This is a genomic window from Oceanirhabdus seepicola, assembly GCF_023684385.1.
GTDB classification, from domain to species: Bacteria; Bacillota; Clostridia; order Clostridiales; family Clostridiaceae; genus Oceanirhabdus; species Oceanirhabdus seepicola.
Window position 1 is genome coordinate 372994 of sequence record NZ_JAGSOJ010000001.1, and the last position, 23246, is coordinate 396239.

Here is a 23246-nt window from a genome sequence, read left to right on the forward strand (position 1 = left end):
TTTTTCTATACTGCATTAAAAATTATTTCTGCAAGTTTATCTGAGTCGTGTCTAGCATATTTCTTAGAAAAACTCACAATGTTCTCTTTAATAACATTATATCCACTAAGATTTTCTATATCCAGTTCAACCTTTTCAGAATTTTCCATTTCATATTTTTCAATATAAAAGTTATTTATTTCTCCTATATTAGCAATTATTTCATCAATTATTTTAGGTGAAGAATGTTTAATAATGGCTCTTACATGATCAGATACTTTATAATTATCCGTTTCACCTTGCTGAGTCATTATGTTTGATATATATACTTTTCTTCCATTTGCTCTAAGAAGAGCCTCCTTTATATCTTGCACCAAAAGATTTGGTATAATACTTGTATATAAACTACCTGGTCCAATTACAATAATATCTGAATTTTCAATAGCTTCAATTGCTTCTATAGGAGCTCTTGCTCCCCTAGGTTCAATGTTCATCCTTTTAATTCTACTTTTATGCTCTATCACTTTTTTAGGTATTTTCGATTCTCCTTTAATTATCTCACCATTTTCAAGCTCAGCAGATAATGTCATATTATCTAAGGTAACCGGTAATACCATTCCCTTAACAGCCAGTACATCACTCATCCTTTTTATTGCTTCCATAAAGTTATTATTAGATATCCCAGTCATAGCAGCCAAAAAAAGATTTCCAAAGTTCTGTCCTTTTAGATTTCCTTCATTAAATCTAAATTGCAAAAGCTTTTCCATTAATGGTTCTGTATCTGCTAAAGCTAATATACAATTTCTTATATCTCCAGGCGGCAGAATTCCTAGATCTTTTCTAAGTATCCCAGAACCGCCCCCATCATCTCCAACAGTTACTATTGCTGTAATATCCTCTGTATATCTCTTAAGTCCTCTAAGTAGTGTAGATAATCCTGTTCCACCACCTATTACAGTAACTTTCTTATCTTTTTTTGATACTTCTATCATAGTTTGGATACTCCTCTATTAACATCCTCAACTATATCTCTATGTTGTACATTGACTTTATATCCTTTATGATTTAAAATTTCGTAAACTTTATTAGATATTGCGACTGATCTATGTCTTCCACCTGTGCATCCTATAGATATAATCAGCTGCCTCTTACCTTCTTTTTTATATTTGGGGATTAGGAAGTCTAACATATCCGTTAGCTTATCAACGAAATCATTGGTCTCATCAAAAGAAAAGACATAATCCTTAACAAGTTTCTCTTCTCCTGAATATCCTTTAAGCTCTTCGATATAGTATGGATTTGGTAAAAATCTAACATCGAATACAAGGTCTGAGTCTACTGGTATTCCATATTTAAATCCAAAAGAAAGTGCCGTAACGGATATTTCCCTTTCCACTTGACCTTCTTCACCAAATAACTCTGAAATCTTATCTCTTAATTGCCAAATTGACAATTTAGATGTATTTATAATATAATTTGCATTCTCTCTAAGTTCTTTAAGGTGTTCTCGTTCTTCAGTTATTCCATCTACTACTCTTCCATTAGGTGAAAGAGGATGTTTTCTTCGTGTTTCCTTATACCTTTTAATAAGCGTCTTATCATCAGCTTCTAAGTACAGAATATCATATCTATACCCTTGTTTCTTTAATTCTGAAAGACTCTCGAAGGTCTTATGAAAGAAATCTCCGCCTCTTATATCTATCACCAAAGCAATCTTATTTATCTTACCTTGTGATTTGTAACAAGCATCTGCGAATTTACACATTAATGTTGGTGGTAAATTATCAACACAAAAATATCCTAAATCTTCAAAACATCTCATAGCCTGTGATTTACCTGCTCCTGAAAGTCCTGTTACTACAACAAATTTCATCATACTCACCTCAACAAAAATTATATCATAATTATCATATTTAAACTACATTGAGAATTGATAGAAAAGCATTAAAAGAAATGGATAATTGATAATGGATAATGAATAATGATGGATGTTTCTGCTCTATGAGCATAAACTGCATTTTATTATTTATAAAACAATAAGCGATTACTTGACAGTGAAAAACTGTATCCACAAAATAATGGTATCAATAGTTTTTTATCTAATTAAATTTAATTGTTTCCATATTTCTTCTTTAATTTTATCCAAAATCTCATTTGCTTTTTTCCTCTCTTCAAAATCTTCTCTCCATATATAAAAGTCTGTTAAACCACCATGAGTAGGAAAAAGCCCCTTATATATTTTCCCAATTTCACTAATAACTTCATTAAAATTATACTCTTTTAAATTAATACTTTTATCTAAGCTTTTTATTATATATATAATTTTCCTCATTACATAATCAATTTCATTTGTATCTTCTTTCCTTAAAACATTAGCTAACTCAGTAAATAAATTTAATATTTTCTTAGCGGTCTCTTTTTGCTTTTCATTCACAATAATTATTCTCCTTTTTATGAAAATGCTTTAACATTCTTTCATAAATAAATTTAACTTTACTCGCCCCCTTAGAGGAACCCTGTAAGCAAACTACAATATTTTATCCAAGATAAAATGAGTAACACCCTCTTGTACTAAAGAACAATATAATCAAAGGTTCTGACCTAAGTCAGAACCTTCCTTCATTATCCATTCTACATTTTCAATTTTACATTTGTTCTAAAGTATGTCTTTAAGTTCTTTTATAAATCTCTTATTCTGCTCCATTGTTCCAATGGAAACTCTTATCCATTCTGGAGTACCTAGAAGATGTCCAGGTCTTATTATTACTCCTCTTTTTAAAAGATTATCAAACAACTGAACAGTATCAGTTTCAACATTTACAAATACGAAATTTGCATCACTAACAGCATATTCTAATCCCATGCTGTCAAATTCATTGTACAAATATTCCTTTCCTTCTTTGTTTTTATCATAAACCATTTGCAAGAACTCATTGTCTTTTATAGCCAATGCTGCAGCCGTCTGAGCATATAAATTAACATCAAATGGTCCGATTACTCTATTAAAATATCCAACTAATTCTTCACTAGCAATACCATAACCTACTCTTAATGATGCAAGTCCATATGCTTTTGAAAAAGTTCTTAATGTTATCATATTTGGATAATCAGAAATATAATCAAGTGAATCAGGGAAATTTTCACTAGTAACATACTCTATATAAGCTTCATCCATAACTATAAGTACGTGATCTGGTATTTTACTCAATACCTTATTAAATTCACTCTTATTAAAAGTTGTTCCTGTAGGATTATTAGGATTACAGAACCAAATTATCTTTGTTTTTTCGTTAATGCAGTTCACCATCTCTTCAATATCAAGCCCATTATTCTTCATAGGAACCTTAATACATTTACCCCCCATAAGTTTTACAGAAGCTTCATATCTTGGGAAAGTTATCTCAGCCATTATAGATTCATCGCCTTCTTCGATAAATGTATTACAAATAACTTTGATAAGCGCATCGGAACCAGTACTACAAAACACTTGTTCATGTCTAACATTTAACTCTTCAGCAATATTGCTCTTTAACTGAAAATTTCCCGCATCTGGATACATGTAACTTTCATCAACTATTCCTCTTAAAGCATCTTTAGCTTTCTGTGAACACCCAAATGGATTCTCGTTAGACGCTAACTTTATGACATCATCTAACCCTAATTCTCTCTTTACCTCACTTATAGGTTTACCAGCCTTGTACACTCCAAGATTTAAAATTTCCTTCCTAATTTTTAAAGCCATACTTACCCCTCCATTAAATAGTCATTTTTAGACTTTTATTTATATTGTCTTTTTTCTGATAATTTTAATTATATTTTAAGGCAAATAATTATTATAAATCATTTACCTTATAAACAATATTTGTACTATTCCTCCCCAATTATCCTTACTTCTGGTTCTAGCTCCACATCATAATTTTCCTTCACCACTTTTTGAATATGACCAATAAGGTTTAGAATATCATTTGCAGTAGCATCACCCTTGTTAATAACAAACCCTGCATGTTTATTAGATATTTGTGCTCCACCAATCGAATAACCTTTTAACCCTGAATCTTGAATTAATTTACCTGTGTAATGCCCTGGAGCACGTTTAAATGTACTTCCTGCTGATTGAACATCCAAAGGTTGTTTTTCTTCTCTTCTATTTGTTAAATCCTCAACCTTTTCCTTAATATTTTTGTTATCACCATTATCTAACTTTATTTTCACTTCTAAAGCAATATACCCATACTTTTGTATGGCACTATTTCTATATGATAATTCAAGTTGTTCTCTAGACAATGTTTTTATCTTTAGCTCATCGTCAATAACAACACACTCTTCAACTATATCCTTCATTTCTCCATCATAAGCCCCAGCATTCATAGCAATTGCTCCACCAATACTGCCTGGTATACCACATGCAAATTCAAACCCTGTCAAAGAATGTTTTGTACAAATTTTTGCAACATCTTTCAATTCTGCTCCACATTGCGCAATCACATATTTCCCTTGTACTTTTATTTCATTCAAATGTGATGTCTTAATTATTAGTCCTCTATACCCAGCATCTCTTACAAGCACATTTGAACCATTCCCAAGAACATAATATTTCATCTTATTTTTCTTGCAAAAATCTATCATACGTATAATATCTTCATAATTATTTGGAATAGCAAATAAATCTGCTGTTCCTCCTACTTTAAAAGTAGTATGATTCTTCAATGGTTCATTTATAATTAATTCACAATCCTCGAGATATTCTTCTAGTTTTTCTTTAAATTTTAAAGTATTATCCACAACACACCTCATTTTTACTTTTTTTATCACATATATAGTATAATGGATATTCAATTTCTTTAGCAAGTATAAAAAAATAAAAACGTAAAATATTTAAGCATAAAGCTTAAATATTTTACGTTTTTCTGAATCTCACACGACTGAAGTCACGTGGTTCTTACTTCATTAAGCTTCGCCCATACTCTCAATACATTCGTAATTGTTTAAATATGTTTTAATAATTAAAACATGTTTAAACAACCCTCATAATATTTACAACATATAGGATCTCACTTAAATACAGTAAGACTTTCACTACCAATAATCCCATTGAATTAATTGACGATAGTATAAGGCTCGATTCAAAACCCTATTGATTGTTTATAGTATACCCAATAATTGCTTAACATATGTATATTATATTTGCCGACCGAACTCATGACTGAAGTTACGAGTTTTCGGTCGGATTTAATCAATTACTTTAAAATCTTTTAGACTTCAGGAGCTTCGAAAGTTTTCAATTCATCCAATGAAGACGGTACTTTAATATTACCATCAACTATCATTCCACGATATTTTTCAACTAAAGTCATAATTTCGCTATCTACTTTATCTTTTGTTGTATCTGCAATACCAACTCCATCTTCAGCTAAACCTAGTTCTACAATTTTTCCACCTTCAAATTTCTCACCAGCTAAATCCTTTATAGCTGTATATGTTCCTGTATCAACTCTTTTTATCATACTTGATATTATTACATCTTTATATTTTGGTAATGTTTCACTTTGGTCCATATCAACACCTATAGCATATGCTTCTTTTCCACCTTTAACTGTTTCATCTACTATTGTAAACATTCCAATTCCTACACCACCCGCTGCGTGGTATAGAACATCGCATCCCTCGTCAATGAGAGCTTTACCTAATTCATATCCCTTATTAACATCACTAAAGCTATCTGCATACTTAACTGTTTTTCTATTCATTAACAGTTTACCTGCTTCAGGATTGACACTCATTACTCCTGCTGCAAATCCAACTTCAAATCTATTAATTAATTCAAAGTCTTTTCCTCCTATAAATCCAATTTTATTAGCTTTACTCATCTTACCAGCTATAACACCAACTAAAAATGATCCTTCATGCTCTTTAAACGAAACTGATTGAACATTAGGCAAATCAACAGATGAATCAATAATTACAAATTTATTATCAGGATATTTTTGAGCAACATTTTTCAATGACTCAGCCATTTGAAATCCTACTCCAAATACCAAATCAGCACCATCATCTACAAGAGTTTCCAAGTTTTCTTCATAATCCTCTTTGCTTGATGATTCAATTGCTTTATATTGAATTCCAAATTCATCTTTTGCACGTAATGCACCTTCATTTGCACTCTGGTTAAATGATTTATCATTTATACCACCTTCATCAGTAACTAACCCTACGTAATATTGTTTAGCCTTATCTCCTTCATTTTTATTACCTTCCTTATTTCCTTCAGTTTTACAAGAAACTAGAGAAATTAATAACATTACAGAAATTAAAATTGCAAATATTTTCTTTAATTTCATACTGTTCTCCTCCTTGAATATTTTTATTATAATAATATTATCTGCATAAACATTTAAAATATTTATGATATATAAAAACAAAGAAAAAAGAACAAATAATAAGAGCTTTTTACCTAAGTAAAAACCCCTTATTATTTATATATTTAAAAATTTGCAGAGCAAATATTCCTAATTTGTTCTTTATTCTTTCTTCTCTGTTCTTTATTTTCGCTTCATTATTCTCTATCCTCTGTTATTTGCTTTAACAATTCTTCATAATTATCAGGCACTGTAATATTTCCATTTATTATATTCTTTTTTTTCTCATTGATTATATTCACTATTTCATCTTTAATGATTACATTCTTGCTATTTTTAATATCAATACCCTCATCTATTATGCCTATTTGATAAATCTTTCCTGTAGAAAATTCATTTTTTGATAGTTCTTCTATAGCTGAGTAGATAACACTATCTATTTTCTTTTCTAGTGTTGCGATATTCAATCCTTTAAAGTCTGTTTTCAAATCTTCATTTTCTATACTTTCTCCAATAATAAAAATATCTTTCCCTTTTTCTTTTCTTTCATTTACACATGTATAAACTCCAAGTTTCGCTCCCCTTGTTGCCGTATATATGATATCACAGCTTTTATTAATAAAATTATCAGTTATCCTATATGCTTTATTTACATCAATAAAACTATTCAAATATTCAACATTATCTTTTTTAATAAGTTTTATCCCAGCTTCTTTATTTACAGAATAAACACCTGATGCAAATCCAATTTCTAGCTGATTAATTAGGCTTATATTTTTTCCCCCAATAAAGGCTATTTCATTTGTATCCGATGTCATTCCAGCAATTATTCCTAATAAATATGCACCTTCATTTTCCTTAAAAATAATCGATTGAACATTATCACTATCAATTACACTATCAATAATAAGGAATTTTATATTTGGATATTTAATTGCCATTTTTTCTATACTCCATCTACATTCTTGAGATGTCCCAATTATAAGTGAATAATTCCCTTTTGCAAAGCTTTCAATATTTTTTTCATATTCCTCATCTTCTGCGCATATTACTGCATCATAATTAACGTTTAAATTTTCCTTGCCTTTGTTCAGTGTATCAATTATTTTTTGATTGTCCATATTACCTTGTTCTAGTAAAACTCCAATTTTATGATTAATCATCTTATTCTTAGCATTATTTTCTCCACTTTTACTATCACATGATATCATAGTCATAAAAACTATAATGGTTAATAACAATATATATACTTTTTTCATATTACACTCCTATTTATTTCCTTTAAAATACTTAATTATAGCATCACATGCTTTTTTATTTATAGAAGGAGTTTCTAACAATTCACCTTCTGTTGCTTTTTTTATATTCTCCACACTTCCAAATTTCAAAAGAAGTTCTTTCCGTCTCTTTGCTCCTATATGTGGAATTTCTTCTAAAATAGAATTTAAGCTACGTTTTGTCCTTAATGATTTATGATAAGTAATAGCAAACCTATGGACTTCATCCTGTATTCTAGTAACTAATTTCATACAATTTGATCTTTTGCTTATTGAGATTTCAATATTTTCAAATATTAATCCTCTAGTCCTATGCTTGTCGTCCTTAACCATACCACATACAGGAATATCAATTCCTAATTCATTTAATACTTCTTTAGCAATATTAACTTGCCCTTTTCCTCCATCCATCATAATCAAATCTGGAAATACACTAAATTTACCCTCTTCAACTTTTATTTGCTTACCTGTAATCTTCTTTATCTCATCCAAACCTCTTGAGAATCTTCTAGTTAGAATCTCTCTCATACTACCATAATCGTCTGCGCCTTCAACTGTTTTTATCTTAAATCTTCTATAGTCGCTATTCTTAGCTTTTCCATTCTGAAATACCACCATGCAACCAACAGAATCCATTCCCATAATATTTGAAATATCATATGCTTCAATTCTCTCTGGATAATCCTGCAGCTCTAAAGCATCAGCCAATTCATTTAGTGAAAGCTTGTTCAGTTCTTTATCTACCTTTGTTTTATTCTTATAAATCTCAAGTGTTTCTTTTGCATTTTTGTATACCATTTCAAGGATTTTCTTTTTCTCACCTATCTGAGGAATTTTGATTTCTACTTTCCTCTCACCCTTTATTTTAAGCCATTCTTCAAGAATATCTTTTTCACTTATATCTTGAACAAAGATTCTTTGTGGAATATATGCTGTCCCACTATAAAAACTCTTAATGAACTCTTTTATAATTTCTGAGCTGTTATTTTCAATTGTATTATCTATAATAAAATTCTCTCTTCCTACAATTTTCCCATCTCTCATAAAAAATATTTCAACGCAACTGTCACTTTCATCAGAGAAAACACTTATGAAATCCTCATTTTCGAAACTTCCATTTATGATTTTTTGCTTCTCACATATTGTCTCAACTGCATTAATTTTATCTCGACATTTAGCAGCTTCTTCAAATTTCAACTCTGCGGAAAGCCTCGTCATTTCTTCTTTTAATTCTCTTACAATAACCTTATTTTTTCCTTTAAGTAATTCTTGTATATCTTCTATCATCCTATTATATTCACTTTTAGTTATCCGTTTTGCACATGGAGCTGTACACATTCCAATATGATAATTAAGGCATTCTTTTATTTGTTCCATATCAACTGTTACAGCTCTTCTACAAGTTCTAATAGGGTAGTTTTTCCTTATTAGTTCAATAACCTCATATACTGCTTTACCATCTGGATATGGACCAAAATATTTTGCCCCATCATTAACAAAATTTCTACTAACAAAAACTCTAGGAAACTCTTCCTGTATCGTTACCTTTATAAAAGGATAATGTTTATCATCTTTGAGTAACACATTATATCTAGGTGTATATTTTTTTATAAGATTACACTCAAGTATAAGTGCTTCCACTTCTGAATCTGTCACTATATATTCAAATTCACTAATATTTTTAACCATCTGTATTACCTTTTCGGAATGGTTTTTAGATGATTGAAAATATTGTCTAACTCTATTTTTTAATACTTTCGCTTTTCCAACGTAAATAATCTCCCCCGTAGAACTTTTCATCAAGTAAACACCTGGACTCTGCGGAAGATTCTTTAAATGATATTCAAAATCAAACATTGTCCTAATACCCTCCTGAATATGCCTTATATTGTTGGCAATGTGTATATTATATAAACTACACATAATAATAATATTACCATTTCAATAAAATCGCCAACCTTTGAACCTACTCTATATGTAATTATACCCTTAAATTTCTTTTTTGTAATTGGATAAAATAATGGTAATCCAGCTTTTGTAAAACTATCAGTAAACAAATGTGATCCATATCCTATAGCAAATAACTGTGTTAAATACTTGTATTCATATTTGGTACCTGTATAATGAACAACAAACATGAATAACATCATCCCAACAAGACTATGAGTTATACCATTCCTGTGAGAAGTAAAACCAATCATTATCAATAATGCGCCTAGTGCTTTAAGTGCATTTTCACCTACATATAAATAATCAAACAATAATACGGCAATTCCTAGGCATACAAAAAAAGCTCGTTTCCCTTCTTTACTCTTAACAGGCAAAACATATTTACTTGCCTTACTTTTAGGGTGATCTATATCTGGTAAAAGACTCGCCCCCACCACAAATACTAATTCAAAAATACTAAAATCTCTCTGCATAAGACCACTAGCAGCAATATATGCTGTAGCTCCTACACCTGCATGTGTTATTCCTCTCATATCTAATCCCTCTATAATATATTTTTCCTAAGTTAGACATATTCAGACTTACATTTCAATATGCCTTATATATTTTTTATTATATCATTAAATATTCTTTTTTCATACATATGTTCGTAATTTTAATAAATTATACATAATTTTAGAAAGCACTAGTGTAAAACAAATGGAGAATTGATACTGTAGAATGGAGGTTATCCACTCTACTTATCAATTCTCCATTATTCTATAAGTCCCAACTTATCAGCATACTCGACTAATTCTCTTGCAATAGTTGCTGCTCTTCCGCCACCTACTCCACCTTCTTCAATTAATACCACGAAAGATATAGATGGTTCTTCATTGCCTGCAAATCCAACAAACCACGAATGGGGAGGTCGCTCTGGAGTATTTTCATGCTCTGCTGTTCCAGTTTTACCATACACATTTAATCCAAGAATATTAGCTGCTCTTCCTGTCCCATCTTCCACCGTTTTTTTCATGTACTCTTTAACTAGTTTTGCATTCTTCGTTGATATAATTCTTTCTACCTTAACTGAATCAAAACTTTTAACAACTTGATTATTTTCGATAACCTCTGCTACTAGAAATGGTCTCATCATTATTCCCTTATTAGCTATTACATTAGCTGTGAGTAACATTTCCATTGGTGTTGCAAGAATGCTGCTCTGTCCAATAGCACTTTGAGCTAATGTACCTATTTCTTGATAATCAACCTCTGGAAAACTGCTATTATCAATTACAATCCCATCACAGGGTGTGTTTCTATTAAAATGAAACCTCTCAGCAGTGCTTTTTAGTTTCTTATTTCCTAACTTCAACCCTAGATCACCAAAATAAACATTACTTGAAATTTTAAAAGCTTCTTCAATATCAATTTTCCCATGAGGCTTACTATCGTAATTTGTTAAAATATCAATTCCATTATATTTTAATACCCCAGTGTCATCAACCTTATAATCTTCCACACCTTCAATGTGCTCTAGTGCCGCTACTGCTGTAATGATTTTAAATGTAGATGCAGGGGGATACATTCCCGAAACAGCTCTGTTTATCAATGGACTGTTCTTATCAGTAGAAATTATCTTCCAATTATCTTGAAGATAATTAGGATCATATGAGGGTGCAGATACCATTGAATATATTTCCCCACTCTTTGGATTCATCATTATTATAGCTCCACGGTTCTTCCCCATTAGAGCGAATGCTCTACGTTGAAGCTTTTCATTAAGAGTTGTCTTAATATCATATCCTTTATTTAGATTTTCCTTTTTTGAAAATGTAGAGAATATTCCTCCTCTTCTTTCTCCCATTAGTTCAAGATCATATGTATTTTGTAGTCCAGTCAATCCATAGACAGGGTCCATATATCCAAGTACATGAGCAAAGGCTTTTCCACCATTATATTTTAGCTTATTTACGCCGCTTTCAACTACACTCTCCGTTAAATATTTACCGTCTCTATCAAGGATATTCCCTCTTACAACTTCACGTCTTTTACTCCAAAGCCTATTATTGTACACGCTCATAACAACGTCTCTGCCATTAAAAATATAATAGAAACCTATATAGCTTATTATTAAAATAAAAAGCACTAAAAAAACTATTAGTACATTCTTCATGCTTTTTCTTTTCATAAACTCCCCTCCTCAGAGATTTTCTGTACAATACCTAAAGAAAAATAAACGGTAAGCATTGAACTTCCTCCATAACTTATTAATGGCAAAGTTATTCCTGTAAGAGGTATAACACCCATTATTCCACCTATTATGACTAATGTTTGTGCTGCTATCATTACACTTAACCCAGATATTACAAGCATAGAAAATTTATCATTTAACATCAAGGCTATACGCATTGCTCTATAAAAAATTATAAAGTAGATTATAAGAATTGCTATACCAACCAAAATCCCCATTTCTTCACAAATTGCTGCAAAGATATAATCTGTGGTTATTTCTGGAATTACATTGGGATTACCCAGTCCTAATCCAGTCCCAAAAAATCCTCCAGAACATATTGAAATTAACCCTTGAATAACCTGGTAAGATTCATTATAAGCATATTTCCAAGGATCCAACCATATAAGCACTCTTCTTCTAACATGATAAAAAAGTTTGTAACTCAAACCAGCACCCATTATGAAAAGCATAAAAGAAACTAGTACATATTTTCCTTTTTCCGTTCCAAGATATAACATTACTACTGAAATAATAAATATTATCAAAGCTGACCCTAGCTCTCTCTGCAAAACCATAAATCCTAAAGATATCATTACTATCAAAGCAGGTTCAATTAATGATGCTATACTTCCTTTAATAAATTTGAATCTTTCAATCTTACCATAATCATTAAGTGCACTTGCTAAGTATAATACTAAGAATACCTTCCCTAGTTCTGATGGTTGAAAAGTAAAGTTTCCAAATACAATCCAGTTATTTGCCCCTCCTCGTGTTGTTCCAAACAACATTGCCATACTCATAAAACTTAAAGTCATAATCATAAAAAAATACTTATATTTTAATAAGTATTTAAATCGTTTAATAATAAATTGGGTTAAAAGAAATACCCCTATTCCAACCATCATCCATATCACCTGCTTCTTTGCATCTGATATTTTTAATCGATAAAGCATTACAATACCGATCATAGATAATGAATTTGATAAAATAAATATAAATTTATCTCCTTGTGGATATAATTTCTTGAGAATCATATTACCAAAAAAAAACACACTAAATACTACTATTCCAATAATTATGGGCAAAAAATCAAAATGATTTTTTATAACAGTAAGATTTAAAAAACAGGTAGCAATAAACCCAAATATACATAAGTTCAATTTTGTCTCATATGATGAATTCTTTAACATCCCTATCTCCTCTATTCAATAACTCTAAAAACAGAAGTGCCCACTTTAATCAGATCACCTGAATTCAACCACACTTTCTCAGCTATTTTTTCATTGTTTAAAATTGTACCATTAGTACTGTTAAGGTCTTCTATATAATATCCGTCTCCTACAAGCTTTATAACAGCATGTCTTCCTGATACAAACTTTTCCTCTAGTTGCACCATATTCTTTTTATCTCGTCCAATAGATAGCTTTTGGACCACAGGTATTAATGACCCACATTTCAAATTTGTATTATTACCTGGCTCTAATACTTCAAGTCCTATTGTATTACCTTGTTGAATACTTTTTTTCTCATTTTTATTAATGTCCTTGTACATTACTTTCAAAGCATAATATATAATTCCATATATAAAAACTATAATCAATAACTTAAAAATTAAACTCAATTTACTCAATAACATAATAATTCTCCATATAATAATAAGGTTAGTATTATTATACTAACCCATTTTAATTTAATTATACCATTTTTTTCAAATATTGTCCCGTATAAGAGTCTTTTACCTTTGATATTTCTTCAGGTGTTCCAGTGCAAAGTATGGTTCCTCCTCCGTCTCCACCTTCTGGCCCAACATCAATAATATTATCGCAACTCTTTATAACATCAAGATTGTGTTCTATAACTATAATTGTATTTCCACCATCAACTAACCTTTGTAGAATACTTATAAGTCTATTAACATCATCAATATGAAGACCAGTGGTTGGCTCATCAAGAATATACAAGGTTTTTCCAGTACTTCTTTTGGATAACTCAGTGGCTAGTTTAATTCTTTGTGCTTCTCCTCCAGATAATTGAGTTGATGGTTGCCCTAATCTAATATATCCAAGTCCTACATCATATAATGTTTGAATTTTTTTTACTATTCTAGGGTGATTCTCAAAGAATTTAAGACTTTCTTCAACTGTCATATCTAAAATATCACTAATATTTTTCCCTTTATATTTAACTTCTAATGTTTCTCTATTGTATCTTTTCCCTTTACAAACCTCACATGGTACATAAACATCAGATAAAAATTGCATTTCAATTTTTATTATTCCATCACCTTTACATGATTCACATCTTCCACCTTTAACATTAAAGCTAAATCTTCCGGGCTTATAACCTTTCATTCTAGCTTCAGTTGTGGAAGCAAACACTTCTCTAATCAAATCAAACACTCCAGTGTATGTGGCAGGATTTGACCTTGGAGTTCTACCAATGGGACTTTGATTAATATTAATTATCTTATCAATATTCTCATGACCTAATATTTCATCGTGCTTTCCAGGATTTTTTTTACTCTTTGAAATTCTCTTAGCTAATCCTTTATATAATATTTCATTAACTAATGTACTTTTACCTGAGCCAGAAACTCCAGTAACACAGTTAAACATTCCTAAAGGAAACTCAACATTTATATTTTTAAGATTATTTTGTTTTGCTCCAGTAACTATTATTTTATTTCCATTACCAGCTCTTCTATTCTCAGGAATAAGAATTCCCTTCTCTCCCCTAAGATATTTACCTGTTATAGATTCCTTACATTGCTTAACTTCTTCAACCGTTCCAGCTGCAATAATTTCTCCACCATGTTCTCCGGCTCTTGGACCAATATCAACTAGGAAATCTGCTTCTCTTATGGTATCTTCATCATGTTCAACAACTATCAATGTATTCCCAATATCTCTCAAATGTTTCAAAGTCATAATAAGCTTATCATTATCACGTTGATGAAGGCCAATACTTGGTTCATCTAGTATGTATAGCACTCCAACTAAACTAGAACCAATTTGAGTTGCTAATCGTATTCTTTGCGCCTCTCCACCTGAAAGAGTTCCAGCAGCTCTAGTTAAGTTCAAATATTGTAACCCTACATTTTTTAAGAAATTTAATCTATTTTTTATCTCTTTAACTATTTGATCTGCAATTATTTTATCCTTTTCATTCAACTCTAAGTTTTCAATAAATTCAAGTTCATCGCCTATGGACATTTCACAATACTCATTTATATTCTTTCCACCCACTGTTACTGCAAGTACATTGTCATTAAGTCTCGCTCCTTTACATTTAGGGCATGGATTATCATTCATAAACTCTTCTACACTTCTTTTTATATAATCCGAAGAAGTTTCATAATATCTTCTTCTTAGATTATTAATTATTCCCTCATACTTGTGTCGATAGGTTCCTGTTTGAAAATCCTTTGTAAACTCAACAGTTAATCGTTCATCACAACCATATAAAAGTGCATTATATGCCTCATCACTCATATCAGCTACAGGCTCATCTAATGAAAATCCATATACTCCTGATAATGCTTTCAATACTGATAATCTCCAAGAATCTTCTTTTAAACTACTATCACCAAATGCAGCTATAGCACCACCCATTATACTTTTGCTCTTATTAGGTATTATCAAATCCGGATCAATTTCCATTAATGTTCCTAATCCATCACATTTATCACACTTACCAAATGGAGCATTAAATGAAAACATCCTTGGTTCCAATTCTCCCATACTTATACCACAATCAGCACATGAGAAATTCTCACTAAATAAAATATCCTCTTTCCCAATAATATTTACAATTACCAATCCTTCTGCATGAGATAACCCCATCTCAAGAGCTTCACTAAGTCTACTTTCTATACCTTCTCTTACCTTTAATCTATCTATTACAACTTCAATATTATGTTTTTTATTCTTATCCAGTTTTATTTCATCTTCTTCTAAATCAAGTATTTCTCCATCTATTCTAGCCCTAACATAACCATTTTTTTTGATGTTTTCAAGAACTTTAATATGCTGTCCTTTTCTCCCTCTTACAATAGGTGATAAAATCTGAATTTTCTTTCCTTCTTCCAACTCCATAACTCTATCTACCATAGTATCAACACTTTGCTTTGATATAACTTTTCCACACTTTGGACAATGAGGAACTCCTATTTTTGCATATAACAACCTTAGGTAATCATAAATCTCTGTTACAGTTCCCACTGTTGATCTTGGATTTCTACTTGTTGTTTTTTGATCTATAGATATTGCAGGAGATAACCCTTCAATATATTCCACATCAGGTTTATCCATTTGCCCCAAGAATTGTCTTGCATAAGAAGATAAAGATTCTACATACCTTCTTTGTCCTTCTGCATATATTGTATCAAATGCCAATGATGATTTCCCTGAACCTGATAATCCAGTGAAAACTATGAATTTATCTCTAGGCATCTCTAAATCAACACTTTTTAGATTATGAACTTTTGCTCCTTTAACAACAATCTTATGTTTCATTTTTTTCTCCTTTATTCTTCTATTTTACTCTTCATTTCCTCAATTTTATCTCTTAACTCAGCTGCTTTCTCGAATTCTAAATTTTGAGCAGCATCCATCATTTCTTTTTCAAGTGTTTTTATATTCAGTAACAACTCTTCTGTTGTGAATATTGAATCCTTGTGTGAAGCTGAATACTCTTCAACTTCTTCAGCAACAGTAACTTCAATAACATCTCTTATATCTTTATTTATAGTTTTAGGAGTTATGTTGTGCTCCTCATTATATTTCATCTGTATGGTTCTTCTTCTTTCAGTTTCCTGGATAGCTGCATTCATAGCCTTACTTCTGTTGTCTGCATACATTATAACCTTACTTTCCGAATTCCTTGCAGCTCTTCCTATTGTTTGTACCAACGCCGTCTCCGATCTCAGAAACCCTTGCTTATCAGCATCTAGTATTGTAACTAAGGCTACTTCTGGAATATCCAATCCTTCTCTCAAAAGGTTAATTCCAACTAGAACATCATACTTACCCATTCTAAGTTCTTTAATTATCTTCATTCGTTCAATTGTCTTAATGTCTGAATGAAGATAATTTGTTTTCACTCCCATCTCCTTTAGATATTTTGTCAAATCTTCAGACATTTTCTTAGTTAAAGTAGTAATAAGAACTCTAAACCCTTTATCGATAGTTTCTCTTATGGAACCATAAAGATGATCAATCTGTCCTTTAGTTTCAACAACTTCAATAATTGGATCAAGTAACCCAGTTGGTCTAATTATTTGTTCAGCAGTCTGTTTTGAATGTGTATTCTCGTATTCTCCTGGTGTAGCACTTACAAATATCGTTTGATTAAGTTTTTTCTCAAACTCATTAAATTTAAGTGGTCTATTATCAAATGCACAAGGCAATCTAAATCCATATTGAATTAAATTTTCTTTACGTGATCTATCTCCACCATACATTGCTCTAACTTGTGGTAATGTTACATGGCTCTCATCAATAAACAAAAGAAAATCGTCTGGGAAGAAGTCTATGAGTGTATGTGGTGCTGTTCCTGGTTCTCTTCCATCAAATATTCTGGAATAATTTTCTATACCACTGCAATATCCCATCTCTCTAATCATCTCTACATCAAATCTTGTTCTCTGTTTAAGTCTTTGAGCCTCTAAAAGAAATCCATCTCCCTCAAGCTCAATAAGTCTATCTTTCAAGTCACCTTCAATCTGGGCGATAGCATTTTCTATCTTTTCTTTAGAAGTTGCAAAGTGAGACGCAGGAAATATACTAATATGTTTCAAACGCCCAACTGTATCTCCTGTTAAAGCATCAAACTCTCTTATTCTTTCTATCTCATCACCAAAAAACTCAACCCTTATTGCCTTACTTGAAGATGAAGCTGGAAAAATATCTAGCACATCTCCTCTAACTCTAAAAGTTCCTCTGACAAAGTTAATATCATTTCTTTCGTATTGAATATCTACAAGTTTCCTTATGACTTCATTTCTTTCCTTTATCATTCCTTCTCTTAAAGAAACAGAAAGCTTTTTATATTCCTCTGGATTACCTAATCCATATATACAAGAAACAGAAGCTACAACAATAACATCTCTTCTCTCAAGCAATGCCGAAGTAGCTGAGTGACGAAGTTTATCTATCTCATCATTTACAGATGCATCTTTCTCAATAAATGTATCCGTTTGTGGAATATAAGCTTCTGGTTGATAATAGTCATAGTAGGACACAAAATATTCTACACAACTATCAGGGAAAAACTCTTTAAATTCAGAGCATAACTGTGCAGCTAATGTTTTGTTATGTGCTAAAACTAGTGTAGGTTTTTGCACTCTCTCAATAACATTCGCCATTGTAAATGTCTTTCCAGATCCAGTTACTCCTAATAAAGTTTGAAATTTCTCACTATTGTTTACGCCTTTTACCAGTTCATCAATAGCTCTTGGCTGATCTCCTTTAGGTTTATATTCTGAAACTATCTTAAATTGATTCATAATCCCCCTCCGTAAACATACGTTCGTTATATACTATATTAGTATTGATTTCTAATAATGTCAAGAACTAAAACAAATATAAGTTTTAAAAACTCAAGGCAACCAATAGTTACCTTGAGTCTTTATTTTTATCTTCCATTACATTTTTAATAATATCCTTAAATTTAGTATTTGATACATTTTGATATTCTTTTTTAGGTACAAATATGATTCCAAACCGTTCACTTTTACTTATTTGCTCATAAGCTACCTCTAATATTTTCTCATCATTTCTTTTTAATTTCAAAACAATTTTACTTCCACATTCTTTTAATAACTTAGGAAAAGAAATTTCATCTTCAATTACATCTCCATTAACCGTTAAAATAATATCTCCGCTTTTTACACCCATCTTATCTGCTAATGAATTTTTACCAACCTCTAAAACCCTAATTCCTAATTTCTCATTAAAAAACTTTGGCTTGTCATTCTTCTCTTTATATCGTTCATACCTAATCATAAGTTCATGAAGTGTAGGCATCAATATAATAGCTATTAGTTGAAGAAAGTATGATTCAATAATTAATTGTGATATCCCAACTAATATAAACCCGAACATAAAAATTAAACTTCCTGAAATAAAACTCTTACTCCTTTTACTTTTCGTAAATGTTACACTATTATAACCTATCACAGCTACAACAGGTATCATGGATAAAAATAAACTCTCAAGCTGCATATTATTCAAGGTTCCTTTTAAAATAGGCCACCAATTACCAATAGCAATCTCTTCTCCAATGTAATATTGTTCTTTATACATAAAAACCAATAAAACCATAGGGATTGTATAATACCTATTAAGAGCGAATCCTCCAATAGTCACGTTATCTCTGTTTGTAAATACCGGCAGAGCACCTTTATGACCATCTATAGCCACAATAAAACCTTCAACCATGTGCAATACGCCCACTAATGCAATTAAAGAAACAATATTTATATCTAAAATATCTATCTTATTCACCAAAAAAAATTCATTACTTAAAATGTTCAATAAACTTAATAGCCCTAAGATTGCTCCTGAATAAGAAAAACAAATAAACCTTGGTTTAAACATCATAAGTATCACAGATATTAAAAACATTAGTACTATAGCACTACCATCTTTAAATGTAATCCCAAGATAGGTGCATATAACACTTGCACCTATTCCTCCTAGAATACCCAAAACAATTTGAGACAAAGTTAGTTCTAAAGCACTATGTCGTTCACTTCCTAAAATCATCTTCTCAATAATTCTACTTTTTCTATTTTTACTATACAGTACTAATCCCAATATGAATAAAATCACTAGAAAAGCAGGGTTAGTTATGGTATAGCTTATAGCTTTCAATGAGTAAAAAACTATATCCATGTACCTTATTCCTCTATCTTTCCTTTAATAACTTCTAAAGCTTTTTGAAATTGATTATCGGTATCTCTTTCCCCTCTTATGAATGTTTCTTCATCTAATTCAACTTCTATGTCAGGCATTATACCCTTTTTATGAATGTTCTCTCCATTAGGAGTATAATATTTAGAAACAGTTAGCTTTAAAGCTGTTCCATCGCCAAATCCATCAATTGTTCTACTTAATATTGTTTGAACAATCCCCTTACCAAAACTTTTTTCTCCTATTAATGTGGCTCTCTCATAATCCCTAAGAGCTCCACTAAGTATTTCTGAAGCACTTGCAGATCCTTTATTTATAAGCACTACCATTGGGATATCTTCCCCTATTCCGCCTTTTGATTTGTAAACTTCTTCATTTCCATATTTATCTACGGTATATACTATTTTATCCCCTTTGGGAATAAAATTCGATGCTACTCCAGTGCAAGCACTCACAAGTCCTCCTGGATTTCCTCTTAAATCAAGAATTAATCCCTCTGCGCCTTCTTGTTTTAATTCTTCCAATTTATTTTTAAAGTCATCAGATGTTGTTTGTGAGAACATCGTTATTCCAATATAACCAATATTATCATCAATCATCTCTCCGCCTACAGTTTTTAACTTAATTTCTGCTCTTATAATATCAATATCAAAGGGTTCCGTTCCTTCTCTTATTATATTCAAAGTAACTTTACCGCCTTCTTTTCCTTTCATCATTCCAACAGCTTTATCAATTTCTTTACCTATTTCAATATTATTTACTTTATTTATAATATCTCCTGGTAATAAACCGGCTTTATCCGCAGGTGAATCTTTAAATGGACTTATTACAACTACTCTATCTTCTATCACTCCCACAGTAATTCCAAGTCCAACATAACTTCCACTTGTCTCCTGTGTTAATCTCGTATAATCTTCTTTATTAAGATAGCCTGAATAGGGATCCCCAAGAGCTTCAACCATTCCTTTATATGCTCCATCAAAAATCTTTTCATTATCAATTTCACCATCATAATATTCATTGATTTTATTATAAATTAAATCTATCCTCTCGCCTATTTCACTTGAATTTCCTTTTTCATCTTTTACCAACTCATTACCAACATTAAACTCTACTCCATTTTTTCCAATGTAAATTGTAAGTCCATTGACAAAATATACAGAAAGAATACTTGCGAGAATCACAATTATTATTCCAACTCCAATAATATTTCTAAACTTTCTATTCACATCGCTTTTTCTTACCCACTGTTCTGAGCTCTCATGATCATTTCCATGTTTTTCATCATGTTCAAAGGAATTGCCACCCTGCATTTATATCACCTCATATAATTTTTTTAGGTATCTTAAATATAATATCAACTAAAAGACACCTTAAACTTTCAAGAATCTTCTTATTGATAAAATACTTCCAAAAGCTCCTATGAAAATTCCACCTAAAATAAACTGCCACACCATACTCTTCAATATGACATTAGGTGTAGCAAAAGAAACAAATAGAATATTTTTCAACATATCATATATCAAAATATAAAATCCATATAAAATTACCAATGAAATAACACTTCCGACTAATCCAATTATAATTCCTTCTATGATAAAAGGACATCTTATAAACCAATCCGTAGCACCAACATATTTCATTATATTTATTTCTTTTTTTCTAGAGTAAACGGTTAATTTTATTGTGTTCATAATAAGGAATATTGATACAATAAATAATAATACAAAAATTACTATAGCTGAAACCTTCATAACACTAATGATTTTAGTTATCTTTTCTATTACATCCTTTGCTGTTGTAACATCATATATCCCCTCATACCCTTTAATATTCTGCACAATACCATCTATGTACGAACCATCTTCAGCCTTTACTACAAGAACAACAGGAAGAGGATTCACCTCTAAAAAATCCTCAAACAATTTTCTTGCTTCTTCAGCATCCTCACCATGAGATTCTATAAAGGCGTCTCTACCTTCCGCCTTAGATATTTCTTTCATTTCTTTAAATCCATCACTATTTTTAATTGTAGCCTTTAACTTATTTTTCTGTTCAATTGTTATATTATCTTCTAAAGCCACCCTAACTTCTAAAGTTGATCCAATCTGATCCATAAACATCCTTACATTCAAAGCAACCATCAAAAACAAACCAAATATCAGTAATGTTGTAGTAACCGTGGCTATAGATGCAAATGTCAGGGTTTTGTTTCTAGACAAACTTTTAGAGGCATCTGTTGTAAAATATCTCAAAGTATTAATCTTCATAATGATACCTCCCCCTTCTCTCATCTCTAGCAATAACACCTTTTTCTATAGCTATTACTCTTTTTTTCATAATATCTACAATATTTTTAGCATGAGTAGCCATCACGATAGTGGTACCAGACCTATTAATATCGTTCAATATTTCCATAATTTCCAATGCAGTCTCCGGATCTAAATTCCCAGTTGGCTCGTCCGCAATTAAAAGAGACGGGTTATTAACGATAGCTCTTGCTATTGCAACTCTCTGCTGCTCCCCTCCTGAAAGTTCATTAGGAAAAGCCTTATATTTTTTTGAAAGACCTACCAGAGATAAAACCATAGGAACCTTCTTTCTAATATCTTTATGGGATTCTTCTATTACTCTCATTGCAAATGCAACATTTTCATATACGTTTAAGGATGGTATTAACTTAAAGTCCTGAAACACAACTCCAACTTTCCTCCTATAATACGGTATCTTTTGATGTGGCAATCTTGTTATATCCTTTTTATTCACAAGTATTCTACCTGTTGTTGTTTCAACCTCTTTCGTCAATAGTTTTATAAAAGTTGATTTTCCTGAACCACTTGGTCCAACCATAAATACAAAATCACCTCTATCTATTTTAACATTTACATTAGAAAGAGCTAACACGTTGTTATCATAAATTTTAGTTACATTTCTGAACTCTATCATTCTAATCTCCCCTCAAACATGAATCATAAATGTCTATATTTATTCCTAATTATAACACAATTATTTATAAATTTTAGATTTGTTAATATTTTTTTCAATATTTATCACATATATTATAACATAAAAAAGGCGCGTTATACGCGCTCAAGTTATTGAAACTCTGAATATGTAAATCAGAATAAAAATAATGTGTTCTACCTTTTCACCTATTTGTATATATATTGAAAATATTATACTATAATTCTAAACTGTAAACATATAATATCTCAATACATCAATAATTGCCAAATAAATATATTGAACAAAACAAACTGTAAATATAACTCCAACTAAATTCATTTTATAGAAGTGTTTTCTCCACTCTTTTTGATGATTTAAATCTCTCATATGTTTTGGTTTTACAAATGCAACAGCTGCAATAAATAATCCAAAGGATGATATCCATACACCAATATAAAATATCCATGATAATATATCTCCTACTGATAATGCGGATTTTGAGATTCCCAAAATCACTCCAACAACTGCCCCTAATAATGCTATAGGTAAAAAAATCAAGCTAGCTATTTTTACACAAGTAAAAACATCATAAATTTTTTCATTCACGTCT

At 30.8% G+C, this 23246-nt stretch carries 19 protein-coding genes; all 19 read right to left on the reverse strand.

From position 1 onward, the window contains the following. Positions 1-5: 5 nt before the first annotated feature. Complete coding sequence (locus KDK92_RS01715) at positions 6-971, reverse strand: gluconeogenesis factor YvcK family protein (protein ID WP_250857307.1); 966 nt, start codon at positions 969-971, stop codon at positions 6-8. Continuing rightward, the gene (gene rapZ / locus KDK92_RS01720; RefSeq protein WP_250858605.1) at positions 968-1852 is read right to left on the reverse strand and encodes an RNase adapter RapZ; all 885 of its coding nucleotides are present in this window, start codon (positions 1850-1852) and stop codon (positions 968-970) included. Before rapZ ends, KDK92_RS01715 begins: the two co-directional genes overlap by 4 nt. 222 nt (positions 1853-2074) lie before the next feature. Next, complete coding sequence (locus tag KDK92_RS01725; RefSeq protein WP_250857308.1) at positions 2075-2413, reverse strand: hypothetical protein; 339 nt, start codon at positions 2411-2413, stop codon at positions 2075-2077. Positions 2414-2635: 222 nt separating this feature from the next. Further along, positions 2636-3721 carry a histidinol-phosphate transaminase gene (gene hisC / locus KDK92_RS01730; RefSeq protein ID WP_250857309.1) on the reverse strand — a complete coding sequence of 362 codons (1086 nt, stop codon included), beginning with the start codon at positions 3719-3721 and terminating at the stop codon, positions 2636-2638. A 125-nt stretch (positions 3722-3846) separates the two neighbouring features. Next, on the reverse strand, positions 3847-4761 hold the full coding sequence (gene murB / locus KDK92_RS01735) for a UDP-N-acetylmuramate dehydrogenase (RefSeq protein WP_250857310.1): 915 nt from the start codon (positions 4759-4761) through the stop codon (positions 3847-3849). Positions 4762-5231: 470 nt separating this feature from the next. Beyond that, positions 5232-6317, reverse strand: a complete 1086-nt coding sequence (locus KDK92_RS01740; protein WP_250857311.1) for a BMP family lipoprotein — start codon at positions 6315-6317, stop codon at positions 5232-5234. Positions 6318-6532: 215 nt separating this feature from the next. Next, positions 6533-7594 carry a BMP family lipoprotein gene (locus KDK92_RS01745; protein ID WP_250857312.1) on the reverse strand — a complete coding sequence of 354 codons (1062 nt, stop codon included), beginning with the start codon at positions 7592-7594 and terminating at the stop codon, positions 6533-6535. A gap of 9 nt (positions 7595-7603) precedes the next feature. Then, entirely contained in the window at positions 7604-9469 is a 1866-nt protein-coding gene (gene uvrC, locus KDK92_RS01750; protein WP_250857313.1) for an excinuclease ABC subunit UvrC, read from the reverse strand. 26 nt (positions 9470-9495) lie between these two features. Beyond that, the gene (locus KDK92_RS01755; RefSeq protein WP_250857314.1) at positions 9496-10095 is read right to left on the reverse strand and encodes a metal-dependent hydrolase; all 600 of its coding nucleotides are present in this window, start codon (positions 10093-10095) and stop codon (positions 9496-9498) included. A gap of 221 nt (positions 10096-10316) precedes the next feature. Continuing rightward, positions 10317-11732: a peptidoglycan D,D-transpeptidase FtsI family protein gene (locus KDK92_RS01760; protein ID WP_250857315.1), complete on the reverse strand. Its 1416-nt coding sequence runs from the start codon at positions 11730-11732 to the stop codon at positions 10317-10319. Further along, positions 11729-12967, reverse strand: coding sequence for an FtsW/RodA/SpoVE family cell cycle protein (locus tag KDK92_RS01765; RefSeq protein WP_250857316.1), 1239 nt, complete (start codon positions 12965-12967; stop codon positions 11729-11731). Before KDK92_RS01765 ends, KDK92_RS01760 begins: the two co-directional genes overlap by 4 nt. A gap of 11 nt (positions 12968-12978) precedes the next feature. Next, positions 12979-13413 (reverse strand): FHA domain-containing protein, encoded by a 435-nt coding sequence (locus KDK92_RS01770; RefSeq protein ID WP_250857317.1) that lies wholly within the window; start codon positions 13411-13413, stop codon positions 12979-12981. Between the two features lie 58 nt (positions 13414-13471). Further along, the gene (uvrA, locus tag KDK92_RS01775; protein WP_250857318.1) at positions 13472-16291 is read right to left on the reverse strand and encodes an excinuclease ABC subunit UvrA; all 2820 of its coding nucleotides are present in this window, start codon (positions 16289-16291) and stop codon (positions 13472-13474) included. Positions 16292-16302: 11 nt separating this feature from the next. Next, positions 16303-18282, reverse strand: coding sequence for an excinuclease ABC subunit UvrB (uvrB, locus tag KDK92_RS01780; RefSeq protein ID WP_250857319.1), 1980 nt, complete (start codon positions 18280-18282; stop codon positions 16303-16305). A 109-nt stretch (positions 18283-18391) separates the two neighbouring features. Further along, the gene (locus KDK92_RS01785) at positions 18392-19672 is read right to left on the reverse strand and encodes a PDZ domain-containing protein (RefSeq protein WP_250857320.1); all 1281 of its coding nucleotides are present in this window, start codon (positions 19670-19672) and stop codon (positions 18392-18394) included. 5 nt (positions 19673-19677) lie between these two features. Next, entirely contained in the window at positions 19678-21003 is a 1326-nt protein-coding gene (locus KDK92_RS01790) for a S41 family peptidase (RefSeq protein WP_250857321.1), read from the reverse strand. A 60-nt stretch (positions 21004-21063) separates the two neighbouring features. Beyond that, positions 21064-21960: a permease-like cell division protein FtsX gene (gene ftsX / locus KDK92_RS01795; RefSeq protein ID WP_250857322.1), complete on the reverse strand. Its 897-nt coding sequence runs from the start codon at positions 21958-21960 to the stop codon at positions 21064-21066. Beyond that, positions 21950-22636, reverse strand: a complete 687-nt coding sequence (gene ftsE, locus KDK92_RS01800) for a cell division ATP-binding protein FtsE (protein WP_250857323.1) — start codon at positions 22634-22636, stop codon at positions 21950-21952. The genes ftsX and ftsE overlap by 11 nt, the downstream gene beginning before the upstream one ends. Before the next feature lie 243 nt (positions 22637-22879). Next, complete coding sequence (locus KDK92_RS01805; RefSeq protein ID WP_250857324.1) at positions 22880-23242, reverse strand: hypothetical protein; 363 nt, start codon at positions 23240-23242, stop codon at positions 22880-22882. Between the last annotated feature and the right edge of the window lie 4 nt (positions 23243-23246).

Bases quoted from the DNA above. Each gene is read 5' to 3' on its own strand.
- KDK92_RS01790 (WP_250857321.1), bottom strand. From the start codon at position 21,003: ATGCAGGGTGGCAATTCCTTTGAACATGATGAAAAACATGGAAATGAT.
- KDK92_RS01715 (WP_250857307.1), bottom strand. From the start codon at position 971: ATGATAGAAGTATCAAAAAAAGATAAGAAAGTTACTGTAATAGGTGGT.
- KDK92_RS01770 (WP_250857317.1), bottom strand. From the start codon at position 13,413: ATGTTATTGAGTAAATTGAGTTTAATTTTTAAGTTATTGATTATAGTT.
- uvrA (WP_250857318.1), bottom strand. From the start codon at position 16,291: ATGAAACATAAGATTGTTGTTAAAGGAGCAAAAGTTCATAATCTAAAA.
- ftsE (WP_250857323.1), bottom strand. From the start codon at position 22,636: ATGATAGAGTTCAGAAATGTAACTAAAATTTATGATAACAACGTGTTA.
- KDK92_RS01745 (WP_250857312.1), bottom strand. From the start codon at position 7,594: ATGAAAAAAGTATATATATTGTTATTAACCATTATAGTTTTTATGACT.
- KDK92_RS01740 (WP_250857311.1), bottom strand. From the start codon at position 6,317: ATGAAATTAAAGAAAATATTTGCAATTTTAATTTCTGTAATGTTATTA.
- KDK92_RS01765 (WP_250857316.1), bottom strand. From the start codon at position 12,967: ATGTTAAAGAATTCATCATATGAGACAAAATTGAACTTATGTATATTT.
- hisC (WP_250857309.1), bottom strand. From the start codon at position 3,721: ATGGCTTTAAAAATTAGGAAGGAAATTTTAAATCTTGGAGTGTACAAG.
- uvrB (WP_250857319.1), bottom strand. From the start codon at position 18,282: ATGAATCAATTTAAGATAGTTTCAGAATATAAACCTAAAGGAGATCAG.
- rapZ (WP_250858605.1), bottom strand. From the start codon at position 1,852: ATGAAATTTGTTGTAGTAACAGGACTTTCAGGAGCAGGTAAATCACAG.
- KDK92_RS01760 (WP_250857315.1), bottom strand. From the start codon at position 11,732: ATGAAAAGAAAAAGCATGAAGAATGTACTAATAGTTTTTTTAGTGCTT.
- KDK92_RS01785 (WP_250857320.1), bottom strand. From the start codon at position 19,672: ATGGATATAGTTTTTTACTCATTGAAAGCTATAAGCTATACCATAACT.
- ftsX (WP_250857322.1), bottom strand. From the start codon at position 21,960: ATGAAGATTAATACTTTGAGATATTTTACAACAGATGCCTCTAAAAGT.
- uvrC (WP_250857313.1), bottom strand. From the start codon at position 9,469: ATGTTTGATTTTGAATATCATTTAAAGAATCTTCCGCAGAGTCCAGGT.
- KDK92_RS01755 (WP_250857314.1), bottom strand. From the start codon at position 10,095: ATGAGAGGAATAACACATGCAGGTGTAGGAGCTACAGCATATATTGCT.